The organism is Thiorhodovibrio frisius, assembly GCF_033954835.1.
Classification (GTDB): domain Bacteria; phylum Pseudomonadota; class Gammaproteobacteria; order Chromatiales; family Chromatiaceae; genus Thiorhodovibrio; species Thiorhodovibrio frisius.
In genome coordinates this window covers 3,604,902-3,628,979 of sequence record NZ_CP121471.1, presented here as the reverse complement: position 1 = coordinate 3,628,979, position 24,078 = coordinate 3,604,902, and the positions used below count along the sequence as shown (strand labels likewise).

Genomic DNA, 24,078 nt, shown 5'->3' with positions numbered 1-24,078 from the left:
CCGCCGCCAGGACACTCGCCACGCAACAGCGCCCATTCCTGTTAGCTCTCAATTTAGTCCACCGGCAATTTTCCAAACTGTATCGAGACGAAAAGACAGACATTTGCCGCTTTGATCCACCCGGTGAAAAAAAGGGAGCAGATGGAAGAGCCCGAGACGCTCACCAGGGCACGGACGGACCCTGATCGACGAAGAGCGGACAACAAAAAAGGCCGGGGTGCGACGCACGCCCGGCCCGGGTTGATGGAGCGGTGGGCCGTATCACCCGCCGCCGGTTGAGGGTTCAGAACGGCATCGGATCATCAAAGCCGAACAGATCCAACTGCTCGCCCGGTTCCTCCCCAACAAACCACGTCTGTAACTGATGGTGGTAACGCGCCTCGACGAGGTGGGTCAGCTCGCACAGCAAGGTATAGACCGCTGCCGCCTGCTCCCCAGTCCAATGGCTTGGCAAGGTCACGGACAAGGATTCCGATTCGTGCCGCGCACTCATGGCCCCACCTCCTCACGTGCCAGCTGCACGTGATCAATGCTCACCGTGCGCGCCTTCTCGCTCGCCGCGCTGATCAACGCATAATGCGCCAGCCGATTGAGCTTGCGTGGCATCCCCTGAGTCGCCTGAAACAAAGCCTCCACCGCCGCCGGCTCGAACACCTCAAGCTCACATCCCGCCAAGCGCAGGCGATGGGTCAAATACCCAGGCACCTCCTCGCGCGTCAGGCCGCTCAAGTGATGACGCACCACAACGCGCTGCGCCAACGACTCATGCACCGCCATCGCCAAGCGCCGGCGCAACTCCGTCAGTCCCACCAGCAGTAGACACAAGCGATTCTCCGCATCCATGCGGTAATTGGTCAGCAAGCGCAAATCCTCCAAGACATCATTGCGCAAGTGATGCGCCTCATCGACGATCAGCACCGGGCACTGCCTCGCCTCCAGGGTCAAACGCGAAATCTCCGTGCGAATCACCCGAAAGGCCGCCGCGCGATTGCGCTCCGTCGGCAGTCCCAACTCCCAGGCCACCGACTTGTACATATCCATCACATTACCCGTCGAGAGCGGCACATAGAACACCCGATACAAGCCCGGATGCAGCTCCGCCGCCACCTTGCGGCACACCGTGGTTTTCCCCGATCCCGCCTCGCCGGTGACCAGGCCAATGCCGCGCAACTCGAGCAAGTGCTTCAACCGCGCCTCGGCCTCGGCCAGGGAACTGGAGGCAAAGAGCGCATCCGGCTCCGGCGTGACATCAAAGGGAAAAGCCGTGAGTGCGAAATGCTTCTGATACATCAGCGCACCTCCCCGTCATCGGGTAGCTCACGCAGGCGCAGCGCCGAGGGCGCTGGCTCCGCCGCCGGGGTGTCGCTGTGCAGGGTCGAGGACGGACGCTCACGACGGACAAAACAATTGGCATAGGTCTGCACCGGACGCGCCACTTCGATGCGTTTGCCGTGATGGCACACCTGCACCCCACGCTCCGGCGGCGCCTCGGGATCGAAGCGCAAGGTCACCGTCTCTCCCACCAAGAGCGCATCGACCTCATAGACCACCCCGTTGAGACTCACGGTACGATCCTTCTGCACCTTGCGCTGGGCCTCGAACAAAAACACATCGGCCAGATCCAAGGACGGCTCGGGATAACGCAGCGCCTCGGCGCTTTGCGCCCACCGCTCCAGCGGTGTGAGCCCCTCCAGGGCGCGATGGGGACTGAGGTGATACTCCCCCTCGACCCAGGTCGCCAGCCGGCGATTGAGCGCCTCCAGGCTGGCGGTATCCTCCGAGGTCAGCCGGGTGAGCAACTGCGCCCGTACCGTCTTGAACCAACGCTCGATCTTGCCCTTGCCCTGAGGGCGATAGGGACGGGCGTGAATCAAGGCGATCCCCAGCTTGGCGCACACCAGCGCCAACTGCTGGGAGCGGTAATTGGCGCCATTGTCGACATACAGCCGAGCCGGCAGCCCGCGCTTGGCCACCGCCGTTTTCAGCACCGGCAAGAACGCCCGCGTATTCTCCGAAAGCGCGAAGGCCGCATGCGGGATCACCCGGGTGGCGTCATCGATGAAGGCGATCAAATAGGTCTTGCGCTTCACTCGCCCGCCCACCACCACGCTGGGGCCGTGCATCACATCGCTCATCCACAGCTCCCCGGCCTGGGCAAAGGCGAAACGGCGCCGGTCCTGATCGACCGGCGTCTCCTTGGGTGGCTCCATCAACCCATGGCGGGCGAGCAGCCGATGCACGGTCGAGGGCGGCAGGGGCAGTGCCTCGGGCACCTCGGGGCGCTCACGGGCTGCGCGGATGACCAGCTGGACGGAGAGTTTCGGGTTGGCCTCCTTGATCGCCAGCAGCGTCTCCACCACCTCGGCTGGCAAGCGCCGGGATTGGCCGCGATCAGCGCGTGGCTTGGGTAACAGGGCATCAAAGCCACCGCGGCGATAGGCCTTGAGCCAATCACGGATGGTCTCGGCCGCCACCCGGGTGCGTTGGCTGCCGGGGATGACATAGTCACGCGCGGCTTTCTGCTCAATCAGCGCATACAGCCCCTTGTGGCCCTCGGGAAAATGCACGAGCTCGCCAATCACCTGGTGGCGAAACAAGGCGATCTGCTGGCGCCGTTCGGCGTCGGAATCACAATCAGTCATGGGTCGGTTCCTCACAGCGCAGGCCCAGTGCCTGCCCTTGCGACCCTAACGATTCTTCCCCGGGGGGTCCGCCCCCGTCGGGTGTTGGCGGGCGGCGCGCCGCCCGCCAACCACCCGATGCCGGGGACGGAATCCGAGCGGGGCGGGAAGTTGTTGCAACCAAGGCTCGGCGATCCCGCGCAGCACCACCAGCACACCACAGCCGTCAAGGAGCCCGAGCGTGAGGGCAAAGGCGCTCAGGGTGGCGGCACAGTCAGCGAAACGCTCCGGGAGCAGACCTTTGAGCAGATGCAGGGCCAGGCGCACGGCACCGACTCGGCGTCCCACCCAGCGCTGCACGCCCGGGAGCTCAATGTCCGGGCGCAACTGTTCGCAGGCGACGGCTTGGCTGGGGGCGTTCTCCACCGCCTTGACCACGTCCTCGACCTCGCTGAGCTGACCGGTGAGCTGCGCGGCATAGCAGTCCGGCAGCAGGCTGAAGGTGCGATGGCCCTCCGGGCAGTAGTAGCGGCAAATCAGCGTTCCCGGCGGGGAGATACGTGCGTAGGTGCCATGACGGGCGAAGTGGCAGCCACCCTGGGGATGCAAGGGACAGCGCTTGAGCGTTGTCTGCTCCCAGCCTTTGGCGCTAACGTACTCCTCGCCGGTGCCTCGGTATGCAAAGCGCAGTTGCACCGGCCTCCGGCCCGTCCAGCGGTGAACTGGACGGGCCACTTCTGTTGCAGTGATCCCTCTGCTCAGTGTGGCGCATCCGCGCGCACTTGCCCGGGCGGGGAAGGCTGTGAGAAAGCGCGTGGCCCAGGCGCGCCGCTTTGCTCCACCGGTTCGCCGTTTCACCGGTGGTGCAGTGGGGGGAATTTCCGGCGGTGGTTCGTGGATAGAGGAGAGAAACTACAATTCCTCGCACTGGCGATTCTCCTCAAAAACACAGATCCCGTATTCGCCGCCGTTCGGTCGCTGGCGGATGGAGAGTTCACCGCCTTGCTTGTGGCAATTCACAGATGCCGGGTTGGCGAGTTGGGTTGATGCGCTGTCGTCGGCAATCAGGGTGGTGGCCATCAGGGCGAAGACCAGGGTGATCGAACCAGTTAACGCGATGGAATGATGCATCATCTTTCGGAAATCAAAGGGGGTGAGTCGAAGTTTATCAGCTAGGTCTGCCACACTCGCAAGGCTTGGCTGCTGTCCAATGCCGAACAGTTCTCTCGAGGATAATCCGTTTTGGCCAAGTGCGCATATCAAACGCGGGGCTTTACCTGGTTTGTTGGGGCGATGTCCAGGTGCTGCGAATTCGGCAGCACTCGGGAGAGTGCTGGCGAAAGTTGAGGGACGGAGGGGCCCGAGTCCTAATGGTTGTACTGAGAGTGGGGCGGGCTGAACGGCGCCCTCTGGGCGAAATCTTGCGGGACCGGGGTAACAGAAAACGGGCCTTGGGGTAACAGCGGCCGGGGAAGAGCTTGGCCACCTCAAGCGGCAAATGAAAAGGAATCTTGCTGAAAAGGGCGAGGCATGGGTCCCGGCGACTAACGGGTCTTAACACCGCTTAACGCCTGCAAAATGTTACCCCTAGCGTTACCCAGAGGGGCAAAAATGAAAAAAGCTCAGCCTGAATAATTGCTAAGCTTTTGTTTTTAATGGAGCTGGCGGACGGATTCGAACCCCCGACCTGCTGATTACAAATCACTGTTCCGCCCCTTCCATTGTCTACTATCGGTTGCGCTAGACTGCGAAAAAACAGTAGCTTGCCCGCTTTCAGTCTGCTACCATTTACGCTCAGTCACCACCGCAAACGCTCCCGCCTGGTGACTGTGTGGTGACTGTAACCAGCGCGCTGGTGACTGCCGGACCCACTGACTACCGGGAAGGTGCTACCGATGGCGAACGATTCAGGCAAGACCGAACGGCGCAAGCTGATTAAGCGCGACGTTGACGCGGCCCGGCACGAAGCCGGCGACCCGAACACCCGCGTTATCCTGTGGGATTCCGAGCTGCTCGGTTTCGGCTGTCGCGTCTATCCGAGCGGCGCGAAAACCTTTGTGCTGTCCTACCGCACCAACGGACGCAAGCGGCTATTGACCATCGGTCGCTATGGCACCTTGACGGTTGAACAAGCCCGCAAGATGGCGCGCGCGGAGCTGGTGAAAGCGGAGGCCGGCACCGATCCCCTTGAAGAGCGCCAGCGCGACACCCGAGGCGAGACCATCAAGGACTTGTGCGCGGCCTATCTCGAACGGCACGCCAGCCAAAAGAAAAGCGGCCATGATGACCAGCGGCGCATTGAGCGGCACATCTTGCCCGCCTGGCGCAATCTGAAAGCGGCCAGCATCAAGCGCGCGGACGTGGCGGCGCTGCATTCCAAGATCGGCAAGCGCGCACCCTATGAGGCGAACCGGACCCTTGCCCTGGTGGCCAAGATGTTCGAGCTTGCCCGGCGCTGGGGTTTTGTGCCCGAGGCGCACATCAACCCGGCGCGCGATATTGACCGCTTCAAGGAACAAAAGCGCGACCGCTACATCAAGCCCGACGAATTGCCCCACCTGGCGGCGGCCATCAATGCCGAGCCGAACGAATCAGCCCGCAACGGCCTTTGGCTGTATCTGCTGACTGGTGCCCGCAAGTCTGAGATATTGCGCGCGCGCTGGGATGATCTCGACCTTGAGCGCGGCGAACTGCGGCTTGCCGACACCAAGGCCGGCCGGACTCACTACCTGCCCTTGAGCGCGCCAGCCCTGGCGCTGTTGCGCGAGATTCCGCGCCAGCCCGGAAACCCTTTCATCTTGCCCGGCAAAGGCCCGCGCGCGGCCAAGGCGACCGACAAGACGGCGGCCCCGCTGGTGAATATCTCCAAGCCGTGGTTGCGCGTGAAGACGGCGGCGACCTTGGCACGCTGGCGCGAACTCCCCCAGGTTGCCGAGCTGATTGACCGCTTGACCGAGGCCCGCGCGGCCACCATCAGCAAGCACGCGGCCAAGGACACCGATACAACCCCGTCACTGACAGAGATTCGCGCGGCTTGCGACACGGCCGGCTTGACCCTCCCACCCGCCATCGATGATGTTCGCTTGCATGACCTGCGGCGGACTGTTGGAAGCTGGTTAGCCCAGGCTGGCAATTCCTTGCACCTGATTGGTCGCGTGCTGAATCACTCCAACGCCAGCACCACACAAGTCTATGCCCGGTTCGGACAAGACAACGTGCGCGCGGCGCTCGAACAGCATGGCGAGCGGCTGATGGGTGCGGCTGGCCTGACGCCCAAGGCGGACGTGGTGGACATGCCGACCAAGCACCGCAAGGCCGGCTGAAACCTGGAAACGCCCACTTGGCGGACTGCCTGCCCTTGTTCGGCTGCCCGCTATTCTCGCAACTGTTGCGACAATTCAGCCCGGAGGAAAGACCATGCACCCGCGTTACTACCACAACTTGCCGGCGATGCTCGAAACCTTGCCGGTACTGGACCAAGACAAAGCCACCACCAGAGACCTTGAGAACTTCAAGGCGGACAACGTGACGCTAACCAGAGGCATCGCTGTTATTGGCCACCTGCTGAACGATGGCCCCGAGGAAATATCCCGTCGCGAGTTAGGCGACATCGGTTCGCTGTTAACAATGCTCGCTGAACTGTCGGACGTGGTATCCCAAGCAACCGCGCACATGGAAAGCGGCCCCGTCTATTCGCTCAGAGCTGCTGCATAACACACCACCCGCTAAACTGTTCGCGCCAGTCTAGGTTAGCTCCCGAAAAGGCGGCCCACCTTCCCGCCCTGGCTGGCGCACCCTTCCTGAAGGTGCCCGCGTGAAGGTGCGCGAACATGACCCCGGCATTTCTCTGGCATCGCGCCTGCTCAATCCTGAAACTTGGCCAATCGAAGCGCGGCGGCGGCTGGCCTGACGCGCTCAATATCGAGCACATCGCAACCCTGCACTATTACCGTGACGGCGACATGGCCGAAGCCCTGCGGTCACTGCTGGCGGCGGCGATTGCAAGCGGAAGCCTCGAGCCTGCCGGTTGCGACCGCATCGAAGGCGATGAAGATTACCGGCTGCTGGCGCGTCGCATGGGCCTGGAATCACGCGCGCCCGCAACCCGAACGCGCGACATCCCGATGGTATCGCGCGGCGCTTATCGCGACTGGCCGGACCGCCCCGACATTCCCGGCGATTCACCCTTGCACGGGTGGATTGACGCGCCCGAGCGGCCAGAGGAAAGCGGCGATGATTGGCGCCGTGACCCGGGCATTGACCCTTCCGAAAAGCAAGAGCGCGCAATTCTGGAAACGCTCAAAGCCTTGGGATATGACCCCTTGGCGGTGCCAAACGGCGGCAAGGCAAAGGCCCGCGAACTGTGCGGCATCGAATACCCCGAGCTGTTTAGCCCGACATCATTCGGCACGGCATGGAATCGATTGAAAGACGCTCAAAAGGTGCGGATGAAAAACCATTCCCGGTATTCGCATCGCGGCGCTGATTGAGCGGCGCTGCCCCGCCGTCTATACATCGTTTCTACATCGTCACACGCACGGCGTGGCGATAGCTTGATTCCCGCAACGTAAACCAGCGGAGTTAAGCAAGCATGAACGAAAACCTTTCCCCTTCCCGCGCCCTGGAATCTGAGACCCAAGCGGCGCTATATCTCGGAGTTTCCCCCCGGACCCTGCAAGCCTGGCGCGTGCGCGGCACCGGCCCGCAATTCGTCAAACTCGGTCGGTCGGTTCGCTATGACCGCGCTGCGCTTGACGCCTTCATTGCCGAGAATGCCCGCACCAACACGGTCGGAGGTGCGGCATGAACCTATCAGCACCCGCCCACCTTGAGACCCGCGAAGCCGTCACCCTGGAGGCAATCTATACCTTCACCGATGGCCCGCAACGCATCGAACACCTACCCTTTATCGGACTCGCTTCCGAGGCGAACGCGCTGTTCGCGGTTCTCTCTCGCCTGAGCGAATCCGAGCGGCAAGCCCTGCTGAAAGTCTCGCTTTGCCTGTATTGCAACGCCCCGGACGAAAGCGAATGGTTATGGCTGGACGAATCGCGCGGCAAGTATTACTTCACCGCGACCACTCCCGAGCCCGAGGCCAAGCCCGCACCCCGCATTCACCCCAGCTTAGTCGCGGCATTCAAGGCGGATCCTTGCGACGAAACCGCGCAAGAGATTTTCTTGGCGGTTGACCCGTCAACCGGCTTTGTTGTGCTGGACGGCGCAACCCTTCAAGACGGCCCATCGGACGGCCTGGTTATCCGCGACTGCAACGGCCGGTTCGTGGTTTACATCGACACCGATGGACGGTTGCACGCGAGCAAGACGGAGGTGCCAGCATGAACCACCTTCAAGCCCAACACCTTCACGAACTGGCGGCCGGCGTTTATTCCTGCGTTACCGCATCACGCGAAGCCGACGAACAGGAACAGCGGTTCGGCCTGCTGGCGGCGCGGAGGTGGCCCAATGAGCGACACCACTGAAGGCCCGCCACTGGTGGACATAAAAGCCACCGCCCGCGCGGCACTGACCAGCGCGGACGCGGTTCTGTCGCGCTGGTTGCCCGGCGGCAAGCGCCAAGGCCCGGAATATCTGGCGCGCAATCCGAGGCGGACGGACAACAACCCTGGTTCGTTTTCCGTCAACACCCAAACCGGCGCATGGTCTGACTTTGCCACCGGCGACGCTGGCGGCGACCTTGTTTCCCTGGTGGCCTATCTCGAAGGCACCGACAGCCAAGGCGAAGCGGCCCACCGGTTGGCCAATGCTCTCGGAATAACCGCAACTGTTGCGCTAAATCGCTCGGACAATTCCGCAACTGTGACGGAAAAGGCGCGCGCAAATGGCCATCAGCGGCCCGAGGTGACGCCAGCGCCAGCACCGAAGGCAACCATGAGCCCGATTCCCGAAAGCGCCCTAGCGGCCCGCCAGCGCGCGCACCACACGCACGGCGAGCCCAGCGCGGAATGGTGTTACCGCTCGCCCGACGGTCAACCGCTGGCGTTCGTGCAACGGTTCGACCTGAATGGCGAGCGAAAGCAATTCAGCCCGCAAAGCTGGAACGGTTCGAGCTGGATTCGCAAGGCACCGCCCGAGCCGCGCCCGCTCTATGGACTCGACAGACTGGCGGCAAAGCCCGAGGCGGCGGCGCTAGTCTGTGAAGGCGAAAAAGCGGCGGACGCGGCGGCGGCGCTGGTGCCCGAGGCTGTCTGCATCGCCAGCATGAACGGCGCCAAGGCGGCCGCGAAAACTGACTGGACCCCACTCAAAGGCCGGCGCGTGCTGGTCTGGCCGGACAATGACGAACCCGGCGCGCTCTATGCCAACAATGCAAAGTCGCTCGCCTATCTGGCCGGCGCTGAATCAGTCGCGATTCTTGACCTGGAATCGCTGGCGCCAGACCTTCCCCCAGGTTGGGACGCGGCGGACGCCTTGGCCGATGATTGGACGCCCGAGCGGTTCGCGGAGGTGGCCCGCTGGCGCGATTTTCCATCGCCCCTTGATAAATCCCGGCGAACCGAGCGAACCCGGCGAACCGCCAGCAATGGCGCGGCTTTGAGCGGTTCGCCCGCCGAAAACCCCGAGCGAACCGAGCGAACCGAAAAGCCGAAACCTGAGGTGGAGCGCCCCGGTTATGCCGTGCATGACCAACGCACCGGCTTCGGCCCCGCTGGCCTGTGGTGGCACGGCATCAAGGACGAAGCCGAGGTTGACCAATGGATATGCACGCCCTTGCATGCCGATGCCATGAGCGCCAGCGACACCGACACCGAGCACGGCCTTTTGCTGCGGTTCCGCAACGCGGCCGGACGCTGGCGAGAATGGTCTATGCCGATGGCCCTACTCAAGGGAAGCGGCGAGGAATTGCGCGGCGAACTGCTGGCGCTTGGCGTGCGAATCGACCCAATGAGCCACCGCCTGCTTAACGGCTACTTAATGAGTCGCTACCCCAAGCGGCGCGTGCTGGCGGCGACCGAAACCGGATGGCACATGGCCGGAAAGGTGTTCGTGCTGCCCCATCGCATCATTGGCAATGGTGACGTGCGGTTTCAATCGGAACATGCCCAGCATGACGAATTCACCACTGGCGGCACCTTGGACGCCTGGCGCTCTGAGATTGCGGCGCGCTGCATTGGGAATCCGATTCTTGCCCTGGCGGTTTCCGCATCGCTGGCCGGCCCGCTGCTGGCCAAGGTGCACCGGACAAGCGGCGGCTTTCACCTGGTAGGAGATAGCAGCACCGGCAAGAGCACGGCCCTTTCCTGCGGCGCTTCGGTCTGGGGAGGCCCTGGCTTTGTTCGCACCTGGCGCGCGACATCGAACGGACTCGAAGGCATCGCGGCGGCATTGAATGACACCGCCTTGATTCTCGACGAAATCAGCGAAGCCGACCCGCGCGAGCTTGGCGCGGTTATCTATGCCATCGGCAACGGCACCGGCAAGAGTCGCGCAAGTCGCACCGGCGGCGCCCGAGCTGTGCGGCGCTGGCGCGTCATGCTGTTATCAAGCGGTGAACGCACCATTGGCGCGACCATGCTGGAAGGCGGCAAGCGCGCCAAGGCAGGACAAGAGGCGCGGCTTTTGGATATTCCATGTTCGCGGCGCTTCGGTCTGTTCGACGAATTGCACGGCCTGGACAACGGACGCCAGCTATCGGACACCCTGAGAACAGCGGCGGCGACCCACTTTGGCCATGCCGGCCCCGCGTTCGTGCAAGCCCTGGTTGCCGATGGTTCCGGCGACGCTGGCGAGCTGCTCGCGGCCATTCAAGCCCGAGGCGAATTCGCGGCGGAATCAAGCCTTGAAGGACGCGCGGCCGGCGCGTTCGCCCTGGCGGCGCTGGCTGGTGAACTCGCGACGCTCTATGGCATTACTGACTGGCCTGAAGAATTGGCCATCAAGGCGGCGGCCACCGCCTATCAAGCCTGGAAGGAACAGCGCGGCAAGGGACACACCGAGACCCGGCAAATTCTCGAAGCGGTTGAAGACTTCATTGCCAAGCACGGCGATTCCCGATTTTCGCACGTTCTGGCCGGCGACAGCGGCCCAATGATCCGCGACCGCGCTGGCTGGTTTCGCGATGATGATGACGGCACTGACGACAATGGCGTCAAGCGCAAAAAGCGCGTTTACCTGTTCACATCGGCCGGCTTGCGCGAAGCCACCACCGGCTTTGACTTCCGTCGCGTGCTGGACGCCTTGGACGCGGCCGGCTGGATTGCCGACCGCGACGAAGGCAAGCGCTACAAGACCACCAAAGTGCAAGGCCGGACGCAACACCCCTATGCCATCGCCCCGAGGTGCGAGCCGTGAGCATGGCGGCGCTGGCGCAACGCCTGACGGTTCGCCCGGTTCGCCCGGCTAACGAACCTGAGCGAACCGAAAAACCCTCAGAAAATCAGCATGGTTCGCCCGGTTCGCCCGGTTCGCCAGAAAATAACAAAAGGGAAAGCGAACCGCGCGGCGAACGTGCGCGGCTTTGGCTGGTGACCACCGCCAGCGGCGACGTCCTCACTGTCAGTTATTGCCCACTGGCACCGCTGGCCAAGGTGCAAGCCGACTATGCCGGCGCCAGCATTGAGCCCGCGCCAGCGCCCGAGCATGGCGGCGAACTCGACCCCAGCGACGCGGCCCTTGTGGTGGCCTGGTTGGACGCGATAGGCGAAACAGCCACCGAGGCCCGCGCCCAATATCTCGCCACCTGTGCCAGCGATCCGCACGCGCTGGCCTGGACCCTTGCCGAGCTGGCCACCACCGCGCCCGAGGTGGACGCGCCAGCACTCCCCCAGGTGACACCGAGCAACCCGCCCGAGGTGGCCTGTTGCCACTGCTGGCACTTCACCACCAATGCAATCAACCCGCGCGGCGGCATTGGTCGCTGTGCTGTCGATTCCCCCGCAAGCCACCGGAACCCGGCGCTATGGCCGTGGCCGGCGGCTGTCCATCCTTGCCGCGACTGGCGGCCCATCCTCGAAGGTGACGCACCATGACCCAATCCCTAACCACTCTCGACAACTCCCTACCGGCGCCCGTCGCCATTGACCCGGACCGCTTGGCGCGACTGGAAGAAAAGGCCCGGCTGTCGGCTGTCATTGAGCCCTGGAAGCCGGAACCCGGCGACACCTTAACCGGCGCGATAGTCGGAAGCCGGAAGGAACAAGGCCCGTTCGGCCCCCAGCATCAAGCCCTGATTCAGCGCCCTGACGGTTCCGTGGTCGCGGTCTGGTTGACGGCCTGGCTATTGGAGCGGTTGCGCGCGGAAGACGCGGAAATCGGTTCGCTGGTGGCCCTGACGTTTCACGGACAAGAGCAAAGCAAAACCGGAAAGCGGTTTAATCGAATGACCGTGGTTGTCGGCTGAATAACCGTCACTGTTGCGACAATTCACCCTTGCCATTCTCGCCACTGTGACGAATAATCAAGGCACCGATTAACCGTCACTGTGGCGAATAATGAGCGACACCGAAACCCCCAAGCGGCGCGGACGGCCTAGCACCGGCAAGGCACTAACCAGCGCGGAACGAATGCGGCGCGTTCGGGAAAAGGCGCGGCTCGCGTTCGATTCCGAGGAAACGCCAGACCTGTCGCAACTGCCGGACTCTGCCCTGCTGGATTATCTGCGCCAAGCCTATCAAGCGCGGATGACCTGGCACATGGCCAGCGCGGCTAAGGAACTATTCCAGCGAGCGAACGCCCGAGGTGCCCGCTATCCCTTGCGCCCATCATTCGAGCGAATCGAACCAGAGGCGGATATTCCCGCCACTGTGACGAAAAAGGAAAGCACCACCGGCGGCGATGATAGCCCGGCAATTCCCGCAACGGTTGCGGAAAACAAGCCCGAGGCAAGCCCGACCTTGAGCGACAAGCCGCGCGGCTATCCGACCGAGGTTAAGCGGCTGGCGGTTCGCCTGACGGACGAAGGCAAGGAAACGAAAGCGATTCGCGCGGCCATCCTCGAAGCCTGCGGCAAGGCCCCGGACATCTCGAACCTGGCGCGACTGGTGCGGCAATGGCGCGCGTCTATCCTTAAAGCCGAAACAGACTGAAAACATCAGGATTGAACAATGCCCTGGAAACCCGGACAAAGCGGCAACAAAACCGGACGCCCTCGCGGAAGCATCAACTTCGCCAAGCTGCGCAAAGCCATTGCCGACGATATTCCCGAGATTCTCGAAGCAATGGTTGCGGCGGCAAAAGGCGGCGACGTGGCTGCGGCCAAGCTGCTACTAGACCGCGCCCTTCCACCGCTCAAGCCCGTTGCTCCAACATTCCCGCTTGACCTGTCGGGTGGACCGAGCGAAGCCTTCGAGCGAATTGTCGAAGCCGTGAGCAAAGGCCAGCTACCCCTAGACACCGCACTGGTGGCGGCGCAGATTGCGGCGGCGACCCCCGAGTCCGCGCAAGCGCTCGAATTCCCGGCAGAAGAAGAGCTGGACGCGCTCTATGCCAAGGGTATAGCGAAAATGGAAGCCGAAAAGGCGCGCGTGGAGCGCGAGAAGGCGGAAGGCAAGCGCGGCGGAATGCCCAAGCGAACCGAGCTGACCGAGCCCGAACCGGAAGCCTGGTGACTCCCGGCGCTGGTGACTCCAAGCTCGCGAAATCAATCCGCGTGGTGACTATATGGTGACTCAAAAGGAAACGGCCTAGCCCCGAGTGAGGCTAAGCCGCTGTTTTTATTGGAGCTGGCGGACGGATTCGAACCCCCGACCTGCTGATTACAAATCAGATATTTCCAATGTTTGACCCGTCCCGCGGCATCCCATGGCGTCCAGCGAAAATATTAAAATACTTTTTATAACAATAGTATAATAGACTCTCTTGTCCTGAGTAATCCTTCGCCGTTCTGCTGCAGCCACCGACAAACGGCTACCAAACGGCTACCAGAGAAGAGAGGTCAGTCTTGGTTACAGTAAAAGCTCTCCGCACCCTAAAGCCGGGTGTTTGGCTCTCTGACGGCGGCGCCCGTGGTGCCGGAACCTTGGTTTTCCGCAAGACCGGTGGTGTAACCCGCGCGTACTTCAGGTACACACAGTCTGACGGAAGTCGCTATGCCTTCCCGCTCGGACATTGTGATGAAAATGGCCGTGATGGACTCAGCCTAGCCGATGCCCGAACAAAGGCGTCCGAACTATCCAAACTCTATCTATCAGGTATTCGAGACATTCGTGGATATCTCGAAAACCAAGAGGCCGCGCGTCGCGCTGAACAGGAAGCAGAAAAGTCAGCGGCTATCGCGGCTGAAGTGGCGAATCAAGCAAAAAAAGTTCAAACGCTAAGAGCCTTGTGTGAGGCTTATACTACTGCGCTCGAATCGCAAGGAAAGATGAAATCAGCGCGGGATGTCCGATCAGCCTTCAAAGTTCATGTTTTTCAGAACCATGCTTCTTTAGCGGATCTTCCTGCCAGTGACGTTACACCTCAGCAGATTGCGATGATTGTTCGTTCAGTCCGAGAAGCAGGTAAAGAACGCACGGCAGGTATTTTGCGAAGTTACTTGCGAGCGGCCTATGCAATGGCCATCCGCGCGCCGTTCGATAGTGCGGTCAACTCCCAACTCGCTGCCTTTGACGTTGAGATGAATCCGGTCGATGCGATTCCGACAATCCCGGTTCGATCAGGTCAACGCAGTTTGAGTCATACGGAATTTCGTGACTATCTGAATAATCTAAATGATTCAATCCCTGATATGGCATTAAAGCTTGCTGTGGTTAGCGGCGGGCAGCGAATGGCGCAACTCCTTCGAGTAAGGGTGGCGGACTACAACGAAGCTACGCAGGTTTTAAGACTGTGGGATGGAAAAGGAAAGCGTCGAGAACCAAGAGAGCATTTGATTCCACTTGGACCTAAAGGCGAAGCAATCGTCACCGGCTTGGTTGCTCGCGCGAGAGAAAAGACCAAAGAGTTTGCCGCAATCAATGAAACTTTGGCAGAATCAAATCCCTCTTTATGGATATCGACAGGTGGTGCAACAGTTGTTGAGACGACGCCAGGAAAGCGGCTCATCGAAATCTCCAGTGCGATGCAGGTTGAGCCCTTCAATCTGCGCGATGTTCGCCGTACGGTCGAGACCATGCTGGCAAGCATGGGGATCAGTCGCGAAACCCGCGCGCAACTCCTCAGCCATGGGTTGGGAGGCGTGCAGGCGGTGCATTACGACCGTCACACCTACATGGAAGAGAAGCGCGCCGCCATACTCGCTTGGGAGTCGCAACTGCTTGAAATCGGCGTCAACCTCTGATCCGGCCAGCTAGTTTTGGGAGCATCGCGAGGGTCAAGGGGCGCTCTCCGGCAAGCAAAAGCATCGCGCAAAAACCCTATTCAGGAGGATACGCGTCTTGGCTATTTGGCAAAACCAACTAACCTTGCTCGGTCGCAGGACGATTTTGACTCGGGCCATTCTGAGCTACAGTGTAGCCCAACAAACAACGGAGGTGCATCATGGGCACATCAAATGCTGTCGTTCGCGCCAGGATCGATCCGCAGATCAAGGCAGAAGCCTCGGCTGTTCTTGCCGCCATGGGACTGACGGTCTCCGACGCTTTTCGTCTTTTATTGACGCGCGTAGCGCAGGAAAAGGCGCTGCCGTTCGAGCCCCTGGTTCCCAACGAGACCACGATCGCCGCGATGCGCGAGCCGGGGGTCTCAAAGGATTCGATAGCGTGGAAGCGCTGATAGCGGATCTTCATGCGGAGGATTGAGCGGACCAGCCAATTCAAGCGCGACTACAAACAGGAAGTCAAGGGCCAGCATCGAGCGACGCTCGAGGCCGACTTGGTTCCTGTCGTGCGGATGCTCGCCAGCGATGATCCGCTTCCTCCTCGTCTCCACGACCACGCCCTGGCTGATACTTGGCAAGATCATCGCGATTGCCATGTGAAACCCGATCTGGTGTTGATCTACCGCAAACCAGATGACGCGGTGTTGCAACTGGTTCGACTCGGCTCGCACAGCGAACTGGGTCTCTGATCGGCCGCTTTGTTTATCGGCTTCACCGCCGCATCCGTCGTTGTCATCGGCACGGCGCCTGATTCTGACAGACATCCCCTTCCTTGCTGATTTGCCCTCGGCGATTGCTCAGCCCACTCAGCGGACTGGCCCATTCTGCCCTTCTGCCCAGCCTGTGACCGTCCTTGGCATGCCCTGAGCGGTGGCAACGGGAGCCACTCGGCGCGAAAGAGCGCCAATCTCCCGAGCATTCATGCGCGCGTTCGGCGATCCGAATCCCTATCATTTTTCCCATTGTTGGCAGCACGAACGGCGGCCTGCCGAGCGGCGGCTTTTTGAGAAATGAACAGGAGATCGCGATGAAGGCTCAAGACCTTGAAAATGTTTGGAAGGCGGAAGGGATCACACCCACCCAGCGCAACTTGCTGCTTGCCATCCAGATGCACTGCGACGCCAAGACTCGGGTTGTCGATGTCTCGTTATCGATGCTGGAGGACATGACTTTGTTGAACCAGTCTGTGATCGCCAAGGCGCTCTCGCAGTTGGAGGGGCGCTATCTGGCGCGCCTTCCAAGTCGCTCGAAGAAGCGCCTCATCTGCCGGATGATCGAGCAGAGATCGACGCCTGATGCGAAGCCAGTCGATGCCCGGGCACCGCGCGGTTTCGGCCAGTCAAGCCTGCCGTCCGCTTAGCCAGCATCAGCGGGCGCGAAGCGGATGAATCGTCTGATCGTCTGCCGGCACGGTGATCGCGCGCACCTCGTCGTCCCGATGCGATGCGGGATGGGCATGGGACGCCGGCGACCATGGGGGCTTGAAAGGAGAAACGGGTGATGGCCATGGCCACTGTAAACAGCACCTTTGTTTGGAAGGCGGACGGAGTGACACCCGCGCAACGGGTCTTGCTCTTTGCGCTCCAGGAGCATCGCGGGACCGATACCGGTGTTGCCGAGGTCTCCTTGTCGGCGTTGCAGGAGATGACCAATCTGAGCCGGCGCGGGATTATCAAGGCGTTGTCCGGGTTGGACGGGCGCTATATCGAGCGGATTCCCGGTGGTCCGTGCAGCCGAAATCGGTATCGCCTCTTGGATGATGGCGCGGTATGCGACGCGCAGCCGGTTGCGATCAATGGCAACGCGCATGAAGCGTTCAGCCCGACACGCCTGTCGTCCACACCAACAAGCTGGCCCCCTGCGGCGCCAGCGACAGCCGTATCGCAACCGGTACAGCGGCAACCCCAGGCGTTTTCGCTCAATCCGTCGATCAGTCAGCTACCAGGCGATGGTCGTCCTGTTGCCCTGTCTGCCGCTGGCGCAGAGCCAGTGACTGCGCAACCCAACGAGCGCCCAGCCGAGGCGACGCCATTTGTTCAGTCGGGCGGTCATCCCATCACCCCGGACAGCTTGGCGACCTTGCTGGCTCAGCCTCTCGTGTGGCAACAAGTCAAGCAACTGGCCGAGACCATTTTGGCCATCCAGCCGAGCATGGTTGAGGACAGTCCCGCAACACCGCCCAACCCGGCAACGCCGATATCCGAGCCGCACTCTGAATCGCCACCGATCCAGCGTCAGGCGGAATCCGTTGCGGAATCGCAGTCGCCAAGCCAGCCTATGAGTCCGGCCAATCCGGTCGCGATGCCTTCTTCGGCGTTGGAGTCGGTCGTCGCATCGCCACCGAGTCCGGATCAGGCAAAGACTGTTTCAAGTGCGCAATCAGCTAGCCAGCTCGGGACTCCGGTCAGCTCGAGTGGAGTCACAGTGTCGGCCTCGGAGCCAATCGCCGCATCCCAGCCTGGCCAGCAGGCGGAATCCGTTGCAAGCGCACCCTCGGCCAAGCAGGCCATGCACCCGGCCAGCGCACGCGAGCTTCCTGCATCGCCACCCGCGCCGGCCATTACCGCGAACACGTCTCCACCCGTGTCGAAACCGACCGAGTGTGACGTCAGCCAACGGCAACCGGAATCCCCGTCTGTCGGACAAGCTGTTTCGGCAAGGATCAACCCGAGTGCTGGGGTTCCGCTGTCCTCGTCGGCCATCCCGTCGCCGTTCCCGAGTGGCCAGCCACCCGTGTCGGCATCAAGCCAGCGACAGCCGCCGCCCCAGTCGGCATTGTCATCAGCGATCACAGCCGCCAGGCGCGCGCAACCGATAAACGCCTCGGCATCGGGGGAAACGATCTCGCACCCGGGCCAGTCGCCACCAAGCGCCAGGCCTGGCGCTTCCAGGAGCCCGCCTTCCCCGGCCAAATCCGAACCCGAACCTGCCCCGCCTCCAGCGTCGGCTCCGCGCGCCATTCCGCAAGATTGGCAACCCAGCGAGCGTGTCTATGCCTGGGCAATCAAGCATGGGCTGAGGCGCGATTGGGTGGAGGATCAGGTCGATGAGTTCATCACCTTTTGGACGGATGCCGGCATCAGGCGCCGGAGTTGGGACGCGACCTTCATGCATCGCCTGGAATATCTGCAAACCCGTCCGATAACGAAGAAACAGGAGAAAACCCATGTCATCTCGCACACCGGACTTGCTGACAAAGACTATGCCAGCGGCGCGACGCCGATCGACCAGATTCCTTGGCTCAACGCCGCCGATGTCCCCTGAAGCCTTGGCCGCCCACCGACGCGAATCGGTGCGGAAGCTCATGGCGGAGCGCGAGGCCGCCGCTCAGCAGCGCCTGGAACGGGCACTGGGTCACAGTGGAATCCCCGCGCGGTTTCGCGACAAGTCCTTCGAGCACTTCGAGGCCGCCACACCCGCGCAGCAGCACGTTCTGCGCACCTGCCAGGCGTTCTCCACGCGCATGGCGGACTCAGCCGGCCAGGGTGACAGCCTATTGCTGATCGGCGGACCAGGTACCGGCAAAACCCATCTCGCCAGCGCGATTCTGGCGAAAACCATTCGTGCCGGTCGCACGGGGTGCTTTTTCTCGGTCGCGGCCGCCCTGCGATTGGTTCGCGAGACCTATTCCCCGAACGCGTCGCGCTCGGAAAGCGCCGCACTCGATCTGCTCACGGAACCGGATTTGTTGGTGCTTGACGAGGTGGGTGTGACCATCGGCCATGAAGACAAGCGCCAAGCGATGCTGTTTGAGATTCTCGATATGCGCTACACCGCCGTGCGCTCAACCATCCTGATCGGCAATCTGACCATTGCGGAGATGCGGGCTTATCTCGGCGAGCGCATGATGGATCGCCTGTCTGACGGGCATTCGGCGATCCTGGCTTTCGACTGGCCGAGCTATCGCAGCGCGCACCGGGGTGCTGCTGCGGGCGCTGATCAGGCTCGGTGATGCGGCCCAAAGCTGGTCAGGAATTACCCGTGCTTGGGGGCATGGCCGTCTAGCGTGCGCCATGCCCCGCGAGGTGGCGTTGGCAGGCATCGAGCAAGGGCTGATCAGCGATGATCAGCGCGACCTTCGGAAAAGACAGCCGCACCCTGAGCAGTTGGCAGCTTTCTACTGACTCCCAGGGCACGAAGACCGGCGTGCCCGGGCCGCTAAACCAACCCGTGCCGCGTGCTCGCACCCAGAAACCGGCCTCATTAAAACCGGCCTCGCTATATTTCTTGCGTCCCCTGCGTCCGTTGAAGGACCAGCGGCGACCGGAGTCTTGAACGATGGTCACGGAAGTTGGGCCTTGCGATCCTGACATGTCGCAAGCGCCAACTGGATACACCTCCGCCAGTCGGCTCCAGCCCGAGTAGCTGTTGTTGAGCCAATAAATCCCCAGCGGCCAAGCCGGGATCAGGCAGACCAAAGCGACCAGCACCCAGGTCGGTGGTTTTCGGCTATGGGAATCTTCGGCCATGCCATGCTCTCCAGAGGATGGAATTCAATGCCCGATTTCGCGCGTTATCCTGCTTGCTTCCGGCAGATTCTGTAAACTGCCATCCGTCATTTTGGGAGGCATCACAGATGATGGTTTTCGCACGCTCATGGTCGTTGTTTCGCAGCGCGCTGGCGGTTCTCGGTGCGGAGAAGGCATTTCTGCTCTATCCGCTGCTGGCAGGACTCGGCATTCTGGTCTTTTCGGCGCTGATTCTTGGCGGCGGTGCTTGGTTGGTGCTGAGTCACCCGGAACTGGAGCAGTGGTTGTCGCACATGGAGCAGCCGGCGCAAGACGGCAGCGCGCCTTGGTGGGGCTATGCCGCCGGCGGGGCCATCCTGTGGCTGTTTCTGCTGGTCACCAGCTTTGTCACCAACTTCTTTCTGACCGCCTTGGTGGGTGCGACGCTGCAGCGACTGCGTGGCGGCAATCCAACCTTCGGTGATGGCTTGGCACTGGCCCGCGAACGTGCGGGCGTCATCCTCGGCTATTCCGGCATTGCCGCTAGCGTGGGTTTGTTGCTCTCCTTGCTGCAAAACCGTGACAACCAGTCGCTGATCGGCTCGGTGCTGGCCAGCCTCGGTGGCTTCGCCTGGAGCGTGGCCACCTTCCTGGTCATCCCCGTCCTGGCGGCCCAAGACATTGGCCCGGTCGCCGCGATTAAACAAAGCGCCACACTCCTCAAGCGGACCTGGGGCGAGCAACTCAGTCTCAATGTGGGCTTGGGCTTCATCATCGGTCTGCCGATGCTGCTGCTCATCGCCTCCACCTTCGGCGGCGCCGTCTGGGCCGCGAGCACCGAACAGCCAGTGCTGATGATCGGCACCATCGCCACTGGGGTGACCTTGATTGCCTTGTTGTCGCTAGTGAGTGCGACCCTCAGCGCCATCATTCGCGGGGCCGTCTATGTCTATGCCGAGGAAGGCGTGGTGCCCCAGCAATTCGACGACACCTTGGTGCGCCAGGCGCTGAAGTCGCGGAAGAAATGAGTCAAGGAGATATTTGTTCAGGATATGGACGGCACACGAAACAGTCCATTGCGGGATAATTCAAGATAACACCTGTCTCCTTGGCTGGCTTTGGCGATCTCTGGCCAAAAAGACTTGATCAGCGTGACAAGTTCGTCGTTGGAGACATTGCCAAGAACCAAACGCAACAACAGCTTCGGCGTTCCGCGCAGGAAATGGCTGTCACGAAAATCGCCGTCCTTGGTGATTAGCAACATTTCGTTTTCATCGACATAAGCAGCAATCGCGGTGTCAGTGGTTTTCGAGCCATCCAGAATGCGGTTTACATGGGTGGCATCAACGCCGATGTCGCGCAATCGGCTGACGAGACGATAGGCCACGTGGACATCGCAGAGAACGCGCATTAGGCAGCGGGACGCAGCGGTTCGCCGGAGACCAGCAAACGGGCATAACTTAGGCAAGCCCGGATATCCTCGCGCTCAAGTTCTGGATGATCAGCAAGGATCTCATCCACGCTCATCCCCGAGGACACTAAATCCAATACCACCTCAACCGGCCAACGCATGTGTCGGACGCAGGGTTTGCCGTGGCAGATATCCGGGTCAAGGGTGATGCGCTCAAGCTGTGGCATGGGGGACTCCCGATAACGAATCTTTCGGAATGCTAAAGCCTCACGCCGGATCCGTCCAACTGGCGCATTGGTCTCGACGGCACCGCTGGCGCCTCCCTGCGCCAGTCGAGTGAATCGTTTCGGTTTACCCGTCGGTCTTGAGCATTAACGCCTCGGGTCCGAGTTGCCAGTGGTGATCGTCGTCCAGTTCCTGATCGATCAGCACCGCCCGACAGGCGATCTCATCGACCGACAGCACGGAGACCGCGCTGTCATTGATCCAGCTGACCCCATCGAGAAATCCTGCCAGTCGTGCTGGACAGTCTGCGGTGACTTCGATCCTGGCCATCACAGCTGTCCCTCCTGGGCCAGAGACGAAGCACCTTCGCCACCGACGATGATGTGGTCGAGGACAGTGATCTCGAACAAGTCCAGTGCGTCCTTGATCCGTCGGGTCACCCGCAGATCAGCCGGGCTCGGGGTAGGGTTACCGCTGGGGTGATTGTGAACAAGCAAGCACGCGGCGCAATTCAGTGCGAGTCCCCGCTGGGCAATCACCCGAGGATAGACATTGCAGCCATCGATGGTGCCCTGGAACACCTCCTCCAGCGCGATCAGGCGATGCCTGTTATCGAGAAAGGCCACGGCGAAGACTTCCCGTTGCTTGCCGGCAAAGCGCAGCTGCATATATTCCATCGTTGCAGCGGCATCAGTGAAGGTGTCGTAGCTCACCTTGGGTTCCAGTACCTTGAGTGCGAGCGCGACCAGGGTGTCTTGCTCATCGGGCGTCAGGTCGACGGCCTGCATATCGGCAAAACGATTGGTCAGTCGCCGTTGTTTGGTCACCCGCTTCAGGGATGGTGGATGGTTGGACTGAGACATGACTGTTCCTCCGAAAAACAGGGGAAACAGCGCTCCCTTGAGGGACGCTGTCCCCCAAGGGTTGAAAAAACGGACTGTCGGCGGACAGTCCGGTGACAATCGCCTAACGCTAGGCCGCCAAGCGTGATTCTGGCGCGTGTTGCCAGACATCCGCCCAATCGACGCCACGGGCCTGCGGTGGAATCGGCATGAGCGGCACGCGGATGCGCACCTCGACCGATGGACCGAGCCGTCGGTGAAGCGCGCGCGCCGCCTGTTCGCCAACGCCCGAGCGATCCTTGTCGGCCCACACCACCAGCCGGCACAGACCGGGTGGTGGCGCGAAGCGTTCGAGCAGGGTCGCCGACAGAGCCGCCCAGACCGGCATGCCGGTCATGGCGCGCACCGCCAGCGCGGTTTCGATGCCCTCGGTCAGGCCAAGTACCGGGTTCTTTCCGAGCGGGACTGGGCATAACCGCACAGCCGAGCCAACGAGCGAGCGGTTCTGGCCGGAGGCCATCAGCTTCTTAGGCGCGGGTACCGGTGCCTTGCCCGCACCGTTCGGTTGCAGATAGGTCCGATGCAGCGTCATGGCCGAGCCATCCGTAGCGGACACCAAAGCCAGCATGGCCGGGAATCGGCCTAAAGAGACCGGGTGGCCCGTTTCAGCGACGCCCCAATAGGGCAGCGCCGGATGGAACCGCATCACCCGTGAATCAAAGTCAACGCCACTCAGTCCGCGCTGGACCAAATAACGCCGCAGTACCCCAGCTCCGGGATGGCCAGGCGGCAGACTTTCATTCCACACACGCCGCAACCGCGCGCGTGCTTGGTCGGGATACGGCGTGCAAGCTTGGGCAGGCATCCCTGATCGGGTAACCAACAGGGGCCGAACGCGTGGCGATGGCCTATCGCTCAGCCCCAAAACGCCCGCCACCCGGTTCAGCGTCTCGGGAAAGGACCACCCAAACAGCCAGCGCAGCAGCGCGAAACCATCTGGATAGGCACCGCAAGTCGCACAGATGCCACCGCCAGAGCGATCCACATCCGGGAACAGCCGAAAGCCGTCGCCCTGACCAGCGCCATGCACCGGACAAGGTCCATGGCGTCCCGGTCGCTGCAAGGCCGACTCCAACACAGACCCAGCCAATTCATCTAGGACCGCCAGCCAGCCAGCGCCTTGCGCCGCCTGGCGAACCATTGCCGATTCAATTGAACGCATCGAAGTGCTCCTTAATGAACACGCCGGCGCTGGACGAGTCCAAACACCGGCGATAAGCAGAAAGAACGCCGCACCTCGCGCCACTAGGCCCGATCAATGCACCACATTCTCGGCATCCACCAGCAGCTTGCAGATCGGGATCGCGCGTTCGCCGACCTCGACAAAGCGCACCGGCTTGGAAATCACCCAGGCTGCGGATAGCGCCTCGAGTGCCCCGGCACTGGGGCCGAAGTTCTTGATGGCGATTTCGTTGGCATCCAGATCGACGCCGGGCAGTTCCACGCTCGCAACGGCGATCAGATCACCGGGCGAGCGGACATTGACCAGCAACAGCGCCGGTCGGCGGGATTGGGCATAGCGCGACCACAGCAAACGGCAGTCGTAGGTATTGAAGCGAAGCTTCATGCGGGACTCCTCGCAATCAGAAAGAAACAGAAACGACGGCTGGCCGGGCATGAAGCCCGAGCCAGCGGCAGTGGAAGAACGCAATCAGGCCAGCACAGCCTGGTGCGTCATCGGCTCGGCGCGCCGCGTCAGCGTGGCGCGGGTGCGCATTTCATCGAGCACCAGGCGGTACACCGCCTTGATGTCGCGATGGGTTGCGCGGTCGGCGGGTGCGGACAGCAAGGCAAACACCGACTGCCGGGCTTCAGTGAGCTGGCGGTCGCTTGCGGTATCGAGAAACTTCTCAACGTCATTCCAGAAATTACGGTTCATACTCATGGCGGTATCTCCCAAGGTGACGGGGAGACACATCGCCCCTGTGGGGAGAGCATCTCCCCAAGGGGTTGAACAAAGGTCCGCACCAAGGCGGTGTCATCGGACGCGGTTGAAAAGCCCAATCGGGCTGGCGACGCATCGCGTCTTCGGTCGCCGTCACAGCAAGTCCTGGCATCAGGACTCACCGCAAAACCGCCTTTTCCGCCATCGTCGATGACCAACGACGCTGGAAAAGGCCCGGCCACCGCATGGCGGCCGGATTGAGTGGAGTTGAAAGGATGGAACTCGGCTGCACCGCAGCGCATCCGCACAGCC

At 61.8% G+C, this 24,078-nt stretch carries 31 protein-coding genes; 17 read left to right on the top strand and 14 right to left on the bottom strand.

The genetic code is table 11. The annotated features are described in order from the left end of the window. Positions 1–283: 283 nt before the first annotated feature. The 5 genes from Thiofri_RS16565 to Thiofri_RS16545 all read right to left on the bottom strand — a co-directional run bounded on the left by Thiofri_RS16565 (position 284) and on the right by Thiofri_RS16545 (position 3,755). Complete coding sequence (locus Thiofri_RS16565; RefSeq protein WP_009149578.1) at positions 284–493, bottom strand: hypothetical protein; 210 nt, start codon at positions 491–493, stop codon at positions 284–286. Continuing rightward, on the bottom strand, positions 490–1,290 hold the full coding sequence (locus Thiofri_RS16560) for an ExeA family protein (RefSeq protein ID WP_009150109.1): 801 nt from the start codon (positions 1,288–1,290) through the stop codon (positions 490–492). Before Thiofri_RS16560 ends, Thiofri_RS16565 begins: the two co-directional genes overlap by 4 nt. Beyond that, positions 1,290–2,642, bottom strand: a complete 1,353-nt coding sequence (locus Thiofri_RS16555) for a DDE-type integrase/transposase/recombinase (protein ID WP_009150108.1) — start codon at positions 2,640–2,642, stop codon at positions 1,290–1,292. Before Thiofri_RS16555 ends, Thiofri_RS16560 begins: the two co-directional genes overlap by 1 nt. Positions 2,643–2,687: 45 nt before the next feature. Then, positions 2,688–3,317 (bottom strand): hypothetical protein, encoded by a 630-nt coding sequence (locus Thiofri_RS16550; protein WP_009150107.1) that lies wholly within the window; start codon positions 3,315–3,317, stop codon positions 2,688–2,690. 216 nt (positions 3,318–3,533) lie between these two features. After that, on the bottom strand, positions 3,534–3,755 hold the full coding sequence (locus Thiofri_RS16545) for a putative hemolysin (protein WP_009146754.1): 222 nt from the start codon (positions 3,753–3,755) through the stop codon (positions 3,534–3,536). Between the two features lie 761 nt (positions 3,756–4,516). Between Thiofri_RS16545 and Thiofri_RS16540 the strand changes: the two genes are divergently transcribed. From Thiofri_RS16540 to Thiofri_RS16475, 14 genes are all read left to right on the top strand, one after another. Next, complete coding sequence (locus tag Thiofri_RS16540) at positions 4,517–5,944, top strand: tyrosine-type recombinase/integrase (RefSeq protein ID WP_009146755.1); 1,428 nt, start codon at positions 4,517–4,519, stop codon at positions 5,942–5,944. 94 nt (positions 5,945–6,038) lie between these two features. Further along, on the top strand, positions 6,039–6,335 hold the full coding sequence (locus tag Thiofri_RS16535; RefSeq protein ID WP_009146756.1) for a hypothetical protein: 297 nt from the start codon (positions 6,039–6,041) through the stop codon (positions 6,333–6,335). Positions 6,336–6,451: 116 nt separating this feature from the next. After that, a complete protein-coding gene (locus Thiofri_RS16530; protein WP_009146757.1) occupies positions 6,452–7,111 on the top strand; it encodes a hypothetical protein in 660 nt (219 codons plus the stop codon). 101 nt (positions 7,112–7,212) lie between these two features. Further along, on the top strand, positions 7,213–7,428 hold the full coding sequence (locus Thiofri_RS16525) for a helix-turn-helix transcriptional regulator (RefSeq protein ID WP_009146758.1): 216 nt from the start codon (positions 7,213–7,215) through the stop codon (positions 7,426–7,428). Further along, positions 7,425–7,961 carry a hypothetical protein gene (locus tag Thiofri_RS16520; RefSeq protein WP_009146759.1) on the top strand — a complete coding sequence of 179 codons (537 nt, stop codon included), beginning with the start codon at positions 7,425–7,427 and terminating at the stop codon, positions 7,959–7,961. The genes Thiofri_RS16525 and Thiofri_RS16520 overlap by 4 nt, the downstream gene beginning before the upstream one ends. 123 nt (positions 7,962–8,084) lie before the next feature. Continuing rightward, entirely contained in the window at positions 8,085–10,931 is a 2,847-nt protein-coding gene (locus Thiofri_RS16515; RefSeq protein WP_009146761.1) for a DUF927 domain-containing protein, read from the top strand. Then, entirely contained in the window at positions 10,928–11,608 is a 681-nt protein-coding gene (locus Thiofri_RS16510) for a hypothetical protein (RefSeq protein ID WP_143741711.1), read from the top strand. Before Thiofri_RS16515 ends, Thiofri_RS16510 begins: the two co-directional genes overlap by 4 nt. Continuing rightward, positions 11,605–11,979: a hypothetical protein gene (locus Thiofri_RS16505; RefSeq protein ID WP_009146763.1), complete on the top strand. Its 375-nt coding sequence runs from the start codon at positions 11,605–11,607 to the stop codon at positions 11,977–11,979. Before Thiofri_RS16510 ends, Thiofri_RS16505 begins: the two co-directional genes overlap by 4 nt. A gap of 91 nt (positions 11,980–12,070) precedes the next feature. Next, positions 12,071–12,664, top strand: a complete 594-nt coding sequence (locus Thiofri_RS16500; RefSeq protein ID WP_009146764.1) for a hypothetical protein — start codon at positions 12,071–12,073, stop codon at positions 12,662–12,664. A gap of 18 nt (positions 12,665–12,682) precedes the next feature. Continuing rightward, positions 12,683–13,186, top strand: coding sequence for a DUF5681 domain-containing protein (locus Thiofri_RS16495; RefSeq protein ID WP_009146765.1), 504 nt, complete (start codon positions 12,683–12,685; stop codon positions 13,184–13,186). Positions 13,187–13,518: 332 nt separating this feature from the next. After that, complete coding sequence (locus Thiofri_RS16490; RefSeq protein ID WP_009146766.1) at positions 13,519–14,856, top strand: tyrosine-type recombinase/integrase; 1,338 nt, start codon at positions 13,519–13,521, stop codon at positions 14,854–14,856. 200 nt (positions 14,857–15,056) lie between these two features. Beyond that, positions 15,057–15,290, top strand: coding sequence for a type II toxin-antitoxin system RelB/DinJ family antitoxin (locus Thiofri_RS16485; protein ID WP_009146767.1), 234 nt, complete (start codon positions 15,057–15,059; stop codon positions 15,288–15,290). 12 nt (positions 15,291–15,302) lie between these two features. Continuing rightward, entirely contained in the window at positions 15,303–15,584 is a 282-nt protein-coding gene (locus Thiofri_RS16480; RefSeq protein WP_009146768.1) for a type II toxin-antitoxin system RelE/ParE family toxin, read from the top strand. 164 nt (positions 15,585–15,748) lie between these two features. Then, complete coding sequence (locus tag Thiofri_RS16475; protein WP_040854281.1) at positions 15,749–16,255, top strand: hypothetical protein; 507 nt, start codon at positions 15,749–15,751, stop codon at positions 16,253–16,255. 991 nt (positions 16,256–17,246) lie between these two features. Here the strand turns inward: Thiofri_RS16475 and Thiofri_RS16470 are convergent. After that, positions 17,247–17,807 carry a hypothetical protein gene (locus Thiofri_RS16470; RefSeq protein WP_143741713.1) on the bottom strand — a complete coding sequence of 187 codons (561 nt, stop codon included), beginning with the start codon at positions 17,805–17,807 and terminating at the stop codon, positions 17,247–17,249. On the opposite strand from Thiofri_RS16470, the gene Thiofri_RS16465 reads away from it, so the two are divergent. Continuing rightward, entirely contained in the window at positions 17,710–18,159 is a 450-nt protein-coding gene (locus tag Thiofri_RS16465) for a DnaT-like ssDNA-binding domain-containing protein (RefSeq protein ID WP_323706236.1), read from the top strand. The genes Thiofri_RS16470 and Thiofri_RS16465 overlap by 98 nt on opposite strands. Continuing rightward, a complete protein-coding gene (locus Thiofri_RS16460) occupies positions 18,149–18,847 on the top strand; it encodes an ATP-binding protein (RefSeq protein WP_009146771.1) in 699 nt (232 codons plus the stop codon). Before Thiofri_RS16465 ends, Thiofri_RS16460 begins: the two co-directional genes overlap by 11 nt. Positions 18,848–18,896: 49 nt before the next feature. Here Thiofri_RS16460 and Thiofri_RS16455 read toward each other — a convergent pair whose 3' ends face one another. Further along, complete coding sequence (locus tag Thiofri_RS16455) at positions 18,897–19,364, bottom strand: hypothetical protein (RefSeq protein WP_009146772.1); 468 nt, start codon at positions 19,362–19,364, stop codon at positions 18,897–18,899. Between the two features lie 107 nt (positions 19,365–19,471). Between Thiofri_RS16455 and Thiofri_RS16450 the strand changes: the two genes are divergently transcribed. Next, positions 19,472–20,371, top strand: coding sequence for a DUF6159 family protein (locus tag Thiofri_RS16450; protein WP_009146773.1), 900 nt, complete (start codon positions 19,472–19,474; stop codon positions 20,369–20,371). 17 nt (positions 20,372–20,388) lie between these two features. Here Thiofri_RS16450 and Thiofri_RS16445 read toward each other — a convergent pair whose 3' ends face one another. From Thiofri_RS16445 to Thiofri_RS16415, 7 genes are all read right to left on the bottom strand, one after another. After that, positions 20,389–20,706, bottom strand: coding sequence for a DUF5615 family PIN-like protein (locus Thiofri_RS16445; RefSeq protein WP_143741714.1), 318 nt, complete (start codon positions 20,704–20,706; stop codon positions 20,389–20,391). 47 nt (positions 20,707–20,753) lie between these two features. Continuing rightward, on the bottom strand, positions 20,754–20,981 hold the full coding sequence (locus Thiofri_RS16440; RefSeq protein ID WP_009146775.1) for a DUF433 domain-containing protein: 228 nt from the start codon (positions 20,979–20,981) through the stop codon (positions 20,754–20,756). 124 nt (positions 20,982–21,105) lie between these two features. Continuing rightward, positions 21,106–21,309 (bottom strand): hypothetical protein, encoded by a 204-nt coding sequence (locus Thiofri_RS16435; protein WP_009146776.1) that lies wholly within the window; start codon positions 21,307–21,309, stop codon positions 21,106–21,108. Next, positions 21,309–21,842, bottom strand: coding sequence for a JAB domain-containing protein (locus Thiofri_RS16430; RefSeq protein WP_009146777.1), 534 nt, complete (start codon positions 21,840–21,842; stop codon positions 21,309–21,311). The genes Thiofri_RS16435 and Thiofri_RS16430 overlap by 1 nt, the downstream gene beginning before the upstream one ends. Before the next feature lie 109 nt (positions 21,843–21,951). Beyond that, a complete protein-coding gene (locus tag Thiofri_RS16425; RefSeq protein WP_009146778.1) occupies positions 21,952–23,043 on the bottom strand; it encodes a DUF7146 domain-containing protein in 1,092 nt (363 codons plus the stop codon). A 93-nt stretch (positions 23,044–23,136) separates the two neighbouring features. Further along, the gene (locus Thiofri_RS16420) at positions 23,137–23,448 is read right to left on the bottom strand and encodes a hypothetical protein (protein ID WP_009146779.1); all 312 of its coding nucleotides are present in this window, start codon (positions 23,446–23,448) and stop codon (positions 23,137–23,139) included. An 84-nt stretch (positions 23,449–23,532) separates the two neighbouring features. After that, positions 23,533–23,766, bottom strand: a complete 234-nt coding sequence (locus tag Thiofri_RS16415) for a hypothetical protein (RefSeq protein ID WP_009146780.1) — start codon at positions 23,764–23,766, stop codon at positions 23,533–23,535. Positions 23,767–24,078 lie beyond the last annotated feature (312 nt).

Excerpts from the sequence above, each read along its gene's own strand:
- Thiofri_RS16535 (WP_009146756.1), top strand. The coding sequence starts at position 6,039 with ATGCACCCGCGTTACTACCACAACTTGCCGGCGATGCTCGAAACCTTG.
- Thiofri_RS16520 (WP_009146759.1), top strand. The coding sequence starts at position 7,425 with ATGAACCTATCAGCACCCGCCCACCTTGAGACCCGCGAAGCCGTCACC.
- Thiofri_RS16485 (WP_009146767.1), top strand. The coding sequence starts at position 15,057 with ATGGGCACATCAAATGCTGTCGTTCGCGCCAGGATCGATCCGCAGATC.
- Thiofri_RS16425 (WP_009146778.1), bottom strand. The coding sequence starts at position 23,043 with ATGCGTTCAATTGAATCGGCAATGGTTCGCCAGGCGGCGCAAGGCGCT.
- Thiofri_RS16500 (WP_009146764.1), top strand. The coding sequence starts at position 12,071 with ATGAGCGACACCGAAACCCCCAAGCGGCGCGGACGGCCTAGCACCGGC.
- Thiofri_RS16455 (WP_009146772.1), bottom strand. The coding sequence starts at position 19,364 with ATGGCCGAAGATTCCCATAGCCGAAAACCACCGACCTGGGTGCTGGTC.
- Thiofri_RS16430 (WP_009146777.1), bottom strand. The coding sequence starts at position 21,842 with ATGTCTCAGTCCAACCATCCACCATCCCTGAAGCGGGTGACCAAACAA.
- Thiofri_RS16525 (WP_009146758.1), top strand. The coding sequence starts at position 7,213 with ATGAACGAAAACCTTTCCCCTTCCCGCGCCCTGGAATCTGAGACCCAA.
- Thiofri_RS16440 (WP_009146775.1), bottom strand. The coding sequence starts at position 20,981 with ATGCCACAGCTTGAGCGCATCACCCTTGACCCGGATATCTGCCACGGC.
- Thiofri_RS16555 (WP_009150108.1), bottom strand. The coding sequence starts at position 2,642 with ATGACTGATTGTGATTCCGACGCCGAACGGCGCCAGCAGATCGCCTTG.
- Thiofri_RS16540 (WP_009146755.1), top strand. The coding sequence starts at position 4,517 with ATGGCGAACGATTCAGGCAAGACCGAACGGCGCAAGCTGATTAAGCGC.
- Thiofri_RS16435 (WP_009146776.1), bottom strand. The coding sequence starts at position 21,309 with ATGGCCAGGATCGAAGTCACCGCAGACTGTCCAGCACGACTGGCAGGA.
- Thiofri_RS16560 (WP_009150109.1), bottom strand. The coding sequence starts at position 1,290 with ATGTATCAGAAGCATTTCGCACTCACGGCTTTTCCCTTTGATGTCACG.
- Thiofri_RS16505 (WP_009146763.1), top strand. The coding sequence starts at position 11,605 with ATGACCCAATCCCTAACCACTCTCGACAACTCCCTACCGGCGCCCGTC.
- Thiofri_RS16420 (WP_009146779.1), bottom strand. The coding sequence starts at position 23,448 with ATGAAGCTTCGCTTCAATACCTACGACTGCCGTTTGCTGTGGTCGCGC.
- Thiofri_RS16480 (WP_009146768.1), top strand. The coding sequence starts at position 15,303 with ATGCGGAGGATTGAGCGGACCAGCCAATTCAAGCGCGACTACAAACAG.
- Thiofri_RS16545 (WP_009146754.1), bottom strand. The coding sequence starts at position 3,755 with ATGATGCATCATTCCATCGCGTTAACTGGTTCGATCACCCTGGTCTTC.
- Thiofri_RS16460 (WP_009146771.1), top strand. The coding sequence starts at position 18,149 with ATGTCCCCTGAAGCCTTGGCCGCCCACCGACGCGAATCGGTGCGGAAG.
- Thiofri_RS16450 (WP_009146773.1), top strand. The coding sequence starts at position 19,472 with ATGATGGTTTTCGCACGCTCATGGTCGTTGTTTCGCAGCGCGCTGGCG.
- Thiofri_RS16565 (WP_009149578.1), bottom strand. The coding sequence starts at position 493 with ATGAGTGCGCGGCACGAATCGGAATCCTTGTCCGTGACCTTGCCAAGC.
- Thiofri_RS16415 (WP_009146780.1), bottom strand. The coding sequence starts at position 23,766 with ATGAGTATGAACCGTAATTTCTGGAATGACGTTGAGAAGTTTCTCGAT.
- Thiofri_RS16515 (WP_009146761.1), top strand. The coding sequence starts at position 8,085 with ATGAGCGACACCACTGAAGGCCCGCCACTGGTGGACATAAAAGCCACC.
- Thiofri_RS16530 (WP_009146757.1), top strand. The coding sequence starts at position 6,452 with ATGACCCCGGCATTTCTCTGGCATCGCGCCTGCTCAATCCTGAAACTT.
- Thiofri_RS16495 (WP_009146765.1), top strand. The coding sequence starts at position 12,683 with ATGCCCTGGAAACCCGGACAAAGCGGCAACAAAACCGGACGCCCTCGC.